General features: G+C 64.6%; 6 protein-coding genes. 5 read left to right on the top strand and 1 reads right to left on the bottom strand.

What is annotated here, in order from left to right:
• The coding region (locus tag Q4E95_RS09520; protein WP_368660323.1) for a hypothetical protein at positions 1–1,241 on the top strand (1,241 nt) is incomplete at its 5' end.
• Positions 1,242–1,399: 158 nt separating this feature from the next.
• The gene (locus tag Q4E95_RS09515; protein ID WP_303383080.1) at positions 1,400–2,833 is read left to right on the top strand and encodes an aminobutyraldehyde dehydrogenase; all 1,434 of its coding nucleotides are present in this window, start codon (positions 1,400–1,402) and stop codon (positions 2,831–2,833) included.
• A gap of 10 nt (positions 2,834–2,843) precedes the next feature.
• Here Q4E95_RS09515 and Q4E95_RS09510 read toward each other — a convergent pair whose 3' ends face one another.
• The gene (locus Q4E95_RS09510; protein ID WP_303383081.1) at positions 2,844–3,524 is read right to left on the bottom strand and encodes a TetR/AcrR family transcriptional regulator; all 681 of its coding nucleotides are present in this window, start codon (positions 3,522–3,524) and stop codon (positions 2,844–2,846) included.
• A gap of 177 nt (positions 3,525–3,701) precedes the next feature.
• Between Q4E95_RS09510 and Q4E95_RS09505 the strand changes: the two genes are divergently transcribed.
• From Q4E95_RS09505 to Q4E95_RS09495, 3 genes are read left to right on the top strand one after another with little or no spacing between them, the layout of a single operon-like run.
• Positions 3,702–5,162, top strand: a complete 1,461-nt coding sequence (locus Q4E95_RS09505) for an NAD(P)/FAD-dependent oxidoreductase (protein WP_303383079.1) — start codon at positions 3,702–3,704, stop codon at positions 5,160–5,162.
• The gene (locus Q4E95_RS09500; protein ID WP_303383078.1) at positions 5,159–6,157 is read left to right on the top strand and encodes a universal stress protein; all 999 of its coding nucleotides are present in this window, start codon (positions 5,159–5,161) and stop codon (positions 6,155–6,157) included. The genes Q4E95_RS09505 and Q4E95_RS09500 overlap by 4 nt, the downstream gene beginning before the upstream one ends.
• Positions 6,157–7,662, top strand: coding sequence for an APC family permease (locus Q4E95_RS09495; protein ID WP_303383077.1), 1,506 nt, complete (start codon positions 6,157–6,159; stop codon positions 7,660–7,662). Before Q4E95_RS09500 ends, Q4E95_RS09495 begins: the two co-directional genes overlap by 1 nt.
• The last annotated feature ends 17 nt before the right edge of the window (positions 7,663–7,679 follow it).

Raw genomic sequence — 7,679 nt, 5'->3', positions numbered from 1 at the left:
TGGCCGCGATGGCTATCGGGGCACTTGCTCTCACCGCGTGTGGGGCGGGTGGCAAGGGGGAGGCGGGAGCGGCGTCGTCCCCGAGTGCCAGCGAAACCGCGAGTGAAGCCGCCGCAAAAGAGGTCTCGAGCCTGACCCCGCGCGCCGTGGTGGCCTACGACGGCGGACTGCTCACCGTGGACACCGAATCCGGTGAAGTTATCGATGACACGAAGCACGAGGGTTTCCTGCGGCTCAGCAACGCGGGCGACGGTCGCCACGTGATGGTCAGCGACAGCGATGTGTTCCGGGTGCACGACACCGGCCTGGACGCGCAGGAACACGGCGATCACTATCACTACCGTGAATCCGCGCCCGAGCTGACCGACGTGACCTTTGACGCCTCGCACGCCGGGCACGTGGTGGTCCACAACGGCAAGACCACGCTGTTCGGTGACGGGGACGGCTCCATCAAGACCTTCGACTCCGAGGCGCTCAAGGACGGCATGCCGGAGACGAAGGAAACCTCAACCGAGAACCCGCACCACGGAGTGGCGCTCGAGTTGGCCGACGGCGCACTGTTCACGACCCAGGGCACCGAGGAGGAGCGCAATACGGTCCAGGTGCTCAATGAGGACGGCTCGCTCAAGGCCGAGACCACGGACTGCCCGGGCGTGCACGGGGAGGCTGCGGCGGCCCCCGGCAAGACCACCGACACCGTGATGGTGGGTTGCGAGAACGGGCCCGTGATCTACCGCGACGGTGAATTCCACAAGGTCGCCGTGGTGGACTCCTATGCGCGCTCGGGTAACCTGGCCGGCTCGGAGGAATCGCCCATCGTGCTGGGTGACTACAAGGTGGACGAGGCCGCCGAGCAGGAGCGGCCCACCCGCGTGGCGCTTTTCGACACGCGCGATGATTCGCATCAGCTGGTGGACCTGGATTCGTCCTACTGGTTCCGTTCGCTGGCTCGCGGCCCCGAGGGCGAGGCCCTGGTGCTGACCTACGACGGCAAGCTCAACGTGATCGATGAGGAAACCGGAACGGTGACCCAGAAGATCGACGTGATCGAGCCGTGGGAGGAAAAGGAGGACTGGCAGGAGGCTGGTCCCGCGATCACGGTGACCGGATCCAACGCGTACGTGACCGATGCGGAGAACAAGAAACTCCACGTGGTCGACCTGGCCACGGGTGAGGTGACCACGTCCATCGACCTGCCGGAGACCCCGGTGGAGATGGCCGTGGTGACAGGCAAGCCTTAGGTGTCGGTCATGCGCGGTTCTCCCGGGGGTTCAAAAATGAATGACGATCATTTAGAGTGATCCACACAATTCGAAGTGCGGACCACAGGCTTCCGTGCATCACCTGACGGTGACGGCACGGGCGCCGTGATACGCACTCATCAGCAGGGAGGATTTCCATGGCAGAGGTGCTGCAGAACCACATCAACGGTCGGTTCGTGAAGGCCCACGGGCGGGACACCATCGACATTGTGAACCCCGTCAACGCGCAGACGGTCGCGGTGGCTCCCATCTCCGATGAGGAGGACATCAATGCCGCATTCGAGGCAGCGGCGGCCGCGGCCAAGACCTGGAAGCGGTCCACTCCGGCCGAACGCCAGGACGCGCTGCTCAACCTCGCCGAGGGCCTCCGGGAACACCGCGACGAACTCGTGGAAGCTCAGCACCGCAACACCGGTCAGCCCAAGGAGCAGATCGGCGTGGAAGAAGTGGACACGGGCATCGACAACCTCAAGTTCTTCGCCGGTGCGGCCCGAACTCTTGAGGGCAAGGCGGCCACCGAATACATGAGCGAGCACACCTCCTACGTTCGCCGTGAGCCGGTGGGCGTGGTCGCTCAGGTGACACCGTGGAACTACCCGCTGTTGATGGCCATTTGGAAGATCGGTCCCGCGCTCGCCGCGGGCAACACGATTGTGCTGAAGCCCAGCGACACCACCCCGGAGTCCACCCTGGTGCTGGCCAAGATCGCCGAAGAGGTTCTCCCGGCGGGTGTGCTCAACGTGGTCCTGGGCGATGGCGGAACCGGTGCGCTCCTCACCGAGCACCCCGTGCCGGCCATGGTCTCCATCACCGGATCGGTGCGCGCGGGTCAGGCCGTGGCCAAGAGCGCCGGGGCGGGGGTCAAGCGCACCCACCTGGAGCTGGGGGGTAAGGCGCCTGCCGTGGTTTTCGCGGACGCGGATCTGGAGCGCGCGGCGGAACAGCTGATCGGCTTCGGCACCTTCAACGCGGGGCAGGACTGCACCGCCGTCACCCGGATCCTGGTGCAGGACAGCGTTCACGACAAGTTCGTGGAGCTGTTGGCGGCGGAAGCCAAGAAAGTTGCCACCGGCAGCGCGGACGACTCCCAGAACGATTACGGTCCGCTCAACAACGAGCGCCACTACGCGGACGTGTGCGGCAAGCTGGAGAACATTCCGGCTCACGCAACCGTCGTGACCGGCGGGAAGCCGGTTGACGGCTCAGCAGGTTTCTTCGTGGAGCCCACGGTGATTTCGGGCGTGCACCAGGACGACGTGCTCGTTCAGGAGGAGACCTTCGGTCCCGTGCTGACCGTGCAGTCGTTCTCATCCGAGGAGGAGGCCGTGGAGCTCTCCAACGACGTCCTCTACGCTCTGGCGTCCAGCGTGTGGACCTCGGATCACGGCATGGCAATGCGCGTGAGCCGCGACTTGGACTTCGGTTGCGTGTGGGTCAACACCCACGTGCTCCTCGTCTCGGAAATGCCCCACGGTGGCTTCAAGTACTCCGGCCACGGCAAGGACCTGTCCCTCTACTCGGTCGAGGAATACACACGCGTCAAGCACGTGATGCACTCGCTCGAAGTCTGAGGCTCGCGATCTAGTCGGCAGCGGCGCGGTCGTGCAGAGCGTCCAGAGCCAGGCGGAATCCGGCCAGCAAACTCCGCAGGCCCACATCGAAAGCGACGTCGGCCGGCGACGGCGCCCGGGGCACCTCGGGCGCGTCGGCGGCGTCGTCGCCCGGTACGGAATCCAGGAGGAGGTCACGGTGCGCAACGGCTGCGGAGAACACCGGGGCGATGTCACTGAGTTCGCCGGGGTCGAAGATGTTCTCGGGCGCTACGGCGTCGTAGGCGGAACCGAAGACCAGGGACTCGACCGCCACGATGGTGTTGACCACCCAGGGCTCGGGCCAGCCGGCGCGCGTGAGGCCCGTGGCAACCTTCTCGTACATGCGCAGCGTGTGCGGGGAGTTGGCCACGGGCAGCACGGCCATCACGGGAATCAACGGGATATTGCGTATGTAGACGTCGCGGTAGGAGCGGGCCCATTGATCCAGGGCCACGTCCCAGGGCTCACTCTCGAAGGCGCTGCAATCGATGTCCTGGTTCACCCGGTCCTGGATGAGGATCATGATGTCCCGTTTGGAGCCCACATGGTTGTACAAGGCGGAGGCGGAGACTCCCAGCTGCTCAGCCAGCGCGGACATGGTCAGGGCCCGGTACCCCCGGCCCTGGATCAGGGTCACGGCCGCGGAGGCAATCTTGCGCTGGGTCAGCACGGGGCTCAAGGGCCTTCCTCGGCCGCGTGCGCGATCGTCCTGACTCACTGATCCTCCTGACACCCCGGGCCCCATCGGTGACCCGCGGGGATGGACAACAACAACAGTAAACATGACGTGCCGTGATGCACGACTTCAAGAAATGAATTTCATTCATAAAGGTGAAAGGAACACACCATGTCTGAACAGCGAACCGTAGGATCCCCCGAAGCTATTGAACGCGACGTCGTCATTGTCGGCGCCGGGCCCGCAGGACTCATGGCGGCCCGCCGACTGTCCCAGGCCGGCAAATCGGTGGCCGTGCTGGAGGCCCGCGACCGCGTGGGCGGCCGCACCTGGTCCAACGTGATCAATGGCGCGTTCCTGGAAATCGGTGGCCAGTGGATCTCCCCGGACCAGACCGAATTGCTGTCCCTCGTGGAGGAGCTGGGCCTGTCGACCTTCCAGCGCTACCGCGACGGCGATTCCGTGTACATCGCCCCGGACGGCACCCGGCACACCTACACCGGCCACATGTTCCCGGCCTCGGAGACCACCCAGGCCGAGATGGAGAAGCTCATCGAGCTCATGGACGAACTTGCCGCGGACATCGGCGCCAGGCAACCGTGGGCTCACGAGAAGGCCCGTGAGCTGGACACCGTCTCCTTCCAGGACTGGCTGCGTCAGAACAGCTCGGACGAGGAAGCATGCAACAACATCAGCATCTTCATTGCCGGCGGCATGCTGACCAAGCCCGCCCACTCGTTCTCCGCGTTGCAGGCCATCCTCATGGCCGCCTCCGCGGGCTCCTTCTCGAACCTCGTGGACGAGGACTTCATCCTGGACCGCCGTGTCACGGGTGGTATGCAGTCCGTGTCCATCACCGTGGCCGAGCAGCTGGGCGTGGATGACGGGACGGACGTCCTCTCCGGTCCCTCGGACGCCTCCGTGTTCCTCAACTCCCCGGTGCGCACCATCAACTGGGCCGGTGAGGGTGAAACCTATGACGAGCACGACCCCAACTACACCGTGACCGTCTTCTCGGACAGGGTGAGCGTCAAGGCCAAGGACGTGGTGGTTGCCGTTCCGCCGAACCTGTATTCGCGCATCTCCTTCGAGCCGCCGCTGCCGCGGTTCCAGCACCAGATGCACCAGCACCAGTCACTGGGCATCGTGATCAAAATTCATGCCGTGTACGAGACTCCGTTCTGGCGTGAGAAAGGCCTGTGCGGGACCGGATTCGGTGCCTACGAGCTTGCCCAGGAGGTCTACGACAACAGCAACCACGAGGACACCCGCGGCACCCTGGTCAGCTTCGTGTCGGACGAGAAGGCCGACGAGCTCTTCCGCCTGCCCGCCGAGGAGCGCAAGCGCCTAATCCTGGAATCGCTGTCCCACTACCTGGGTGAAGAAGCCAAGAACCCGGTGGTCTACTACGAGTCCGACTTCGGATCCGAGGAATGGACTCGCGGGGCGTACGCGGCCTCCTACGACCTGGGTGGCCTGTCCCGCTACGGCGCCATCCAGTCCGAACCCGTTGGTCCCCTTCGGTGGGCCTGCTCGGACCTCGCCGCCGAGGGCTACCAGCACGTGGACGGCGCGCTGCGTCAGGGCGCTCTTGCGGCCTCCCACATTGTGGAAGCGCGGGATCGGGCATGACAGCTCAGGGCAACGGGCCCGGGGCCAAGGTGCCGGGCCCCGGGACGGTGGGAACGACGTCGTCCACGGTGCGTTACGTGGTGGGCTATGGCGGCGACAAGCGCAGTAGAGAGGCCGTGAAACTCGCCGCGGTCATGGCCAGGGCCTTCAACGCCCAGCTGGAGATCGTGTGCGTTTTGCGCGCCGACGATCCCTATCAGCAGGTGTATCCGCCCGTGGGTGATATTTCTCCCATGCTGCGTCAGCAGGCCTCGGGGTGGCTCCGGAAGGGTCTCGAGCTCGTTCCGGACGACGTCGCTGCGCGCACCCACATCCGCACCTCACCCTCGATCGCGGGCGGGCTTCTGGACGCCGTGACCGAATTCGGTGCGGGACTGATCGTGGTCGGTGCAGCGAGTGGAAAGTACACGGCCACGTTCTCCGTGGGACCCGTGACGGACACGCTGCTGCACCGCGCCACCGTTCCCGTGGCCCTGACGCCCCGCGGTTACAAGGGGACCGAGCCCATCACCCGCATGTACGCGGGCGTCGGGATGCGACCAGGAGCCCAAAGGGTCATTGACGTGGCCAGGCGCGCCGTGCAACGCACCGGACTGGACCTGGTGTTGGTGAGCTTCTTGCCGCTTGATCAGATCCACGGGGAGCCGGAACAGGCCATTGACGCGGCACGAGAAAAACTTCGCGAGAACGCCGCCGAAATCGGCGTCGACCACCCCGTGAGCGTGACCGTCGCTCAGGGAAAAAACCTCAAGGAGACCGTTACCCGCATGGACTGGGACACCGGTTCCGTGCTGTTCGTGGGGTCATCACGCCTCGCCGGAGATCGTCAGATCTTCTTGGGCAGCACCGCCGCGCGCATCTTGCGGCACCTGCCCGTTCCCATGATTGTGCTCCCCCGCGGAGCAAATGACCCGAGCGCACCCACTGCCGATGACCGTCACGAAGGCGGCCGCGGAATGGGTGGCGCCGGACCGGATGAAGAGGAGGTGCGCTGATGAGTGAGACGACCAGCAGCGACACCAGCAAGGGACTGAGTTCGGGCTCCGTGGGCCTGTTGGGCGCCGTGGTGATCGGTATGTCCTGCATCGCCCCCGCCTACACGCTGTCCGGAGCGCTGGGGCCCACCGCTGCGGCGGTCGGCACCCATTTGCCGGCCATTTTCCTGGTGGGTTTCATACCGATGCTGCTCGTGGCCGTTGGCTACAGACAGCTCAACCGGGCCATGCCCGATTCCGGCACCACGTTCACGTGGACGTCCAAGGCTTTCGGACCGTGGGTTGGGTGGATGGGCGGTTGGGGGCTCTTGGCCGCCACCATTCTGGTGTTGTCCAACCTTGCGGGCATCGCCGTGGACTTCTTCTACCTGATGCTCTCGCAGCTCACCGGCAACGACTCATTGGCTGACCTCGCACAGAACGTACCCATCAACATCTTCACCTGCCTGGTCTTCATGGCCGGCGCCTGTTGGATCTCGTATCGCGGGATGGAAGCCACCAAGAAGGTCCAGTACGTGCTGGTGGCCTTCCAAATCATCGTGCTCCTGTGGTTCGCGATATCCGCCTACGTCCACGTGGCCAACGGCACCGCGTTCGGCGGCCTGCGGATCGAAGCCGAGTGGTTCAATCCGTTCGGGGTGCCATCGTTCTCCGCCTTTGCTGCCGGTGTCTCCCTGTCCGTGTTCATTTACTGGGGCTGGGACGTGGTGCTGACCATCAATGAGGAAACGACCGGCTCGTCCACCACCCCGGGCAAAGCCGCATTGGCCACCATCTTCTCCATTGTGGTGCTGTACATGGTCATCGGGTTGGCGGTTCTGAGCTTCGCGGGACTGTCCGATCAGGGAATCGGGCTCAATAACGCTGAGATCCAAGAAAACGTGTTCGCGGCGCTGGCGGGGCCCGTCATGGGGCCCTTGGCGATCCTGCTGTCGTTGGCGGTGCTGTCATCCTCCGCGGCCTCTTTGCAGTCGACCTTCGTGTCCCCGGCGCGCACTTTGCTGGCAATGGGCTACTACGGAGCCCTGCCCAAGCCGTTCGCCCGGATCAACCCGCGATTCCAGTCCCCGGGTTTCGCGACCGTGGCGGCGGCCGTGATCTCATCCTTGTTCTACACGTTCATGCGGATCGTCAGTGAGGATGTCCTGTGGGACACCATCACGGCGCTGGGAATGATGGTGTGCTTCTACTACGGGGTCACCGCCCTGGCATGTGTCTGGTACTTCCGCCGCTCGTGGTTCCGGTCGACCAAGAGTTTTTTCACCAACCTTTTGGCCCCGCTGCTGGGCGGTGTGCTGTTGCTGGTCTTTTTCGTTCAGACGTCGGTGGATTCCATGGATCCGGACTACGGGTCCGGCTCCCAGATCGGTGGAGTGGGGCTCGTCTTCATCCTGGGAGCGGGCATCCTGCTACTCGGGTTGGTCGTGATGTTCACGCAGTACCTGCGTAATCGCTCGTTCTTCCAACAACAGTTTGAGACCACTGAATTGCCCGTGGTGGAGTAGGTCCTTCTCGCGGCCCA

The sequence above is a fragment of the Kocuria sp. genome (assembly GCF_030536815.1).
GTDB classification, from domain to species: Bacteria; Actinomycetota; Actinomycetes; order Actinomycetales; family Micrococcaceae; genus Kocuria; species Kocuria gwangalliensis.
The sequence above is the reverse complement of the archived record's forward strand: the minus strand, read 5'-3'. Positions and strand labels throughout refer to the sequence as shown.

What these genes read in the sequence shown, in the direction of transcription:
- Q4E95_RS09515 (WP_303383080.1), top strand. Translation starts at nt 1,400, where the DNA reads ATGGCAGAGGTGCTGCAGAACCACATCAACGGTCGGTTCGTGAAGGCC.
- Q4E95_RS09505 (WP_303383079.1), top strand. Translation starts at nt 3,702, where the DNA reads ATGTCTGAACAGCGAACCGTAGGATCCCCCGAAGCTATTGAACGCGAC.
- Q4E95_RS09500 (WP_303383078.1), top strand. Translation starts at nt 5,159, where the DNA reads ATGACAGCTCAGGGCAACGGGCCCGGGGCCAAGGTGCCGGGCCCCGGG.
- Q4E95_RS09495 (WP_303383077.1), top strand. Translation starts at nt 6,157, where the DNA reads ATGAGTGAGACGACCAGCAGCGACACCAGCAAGGGACTGAGTTCGGGC.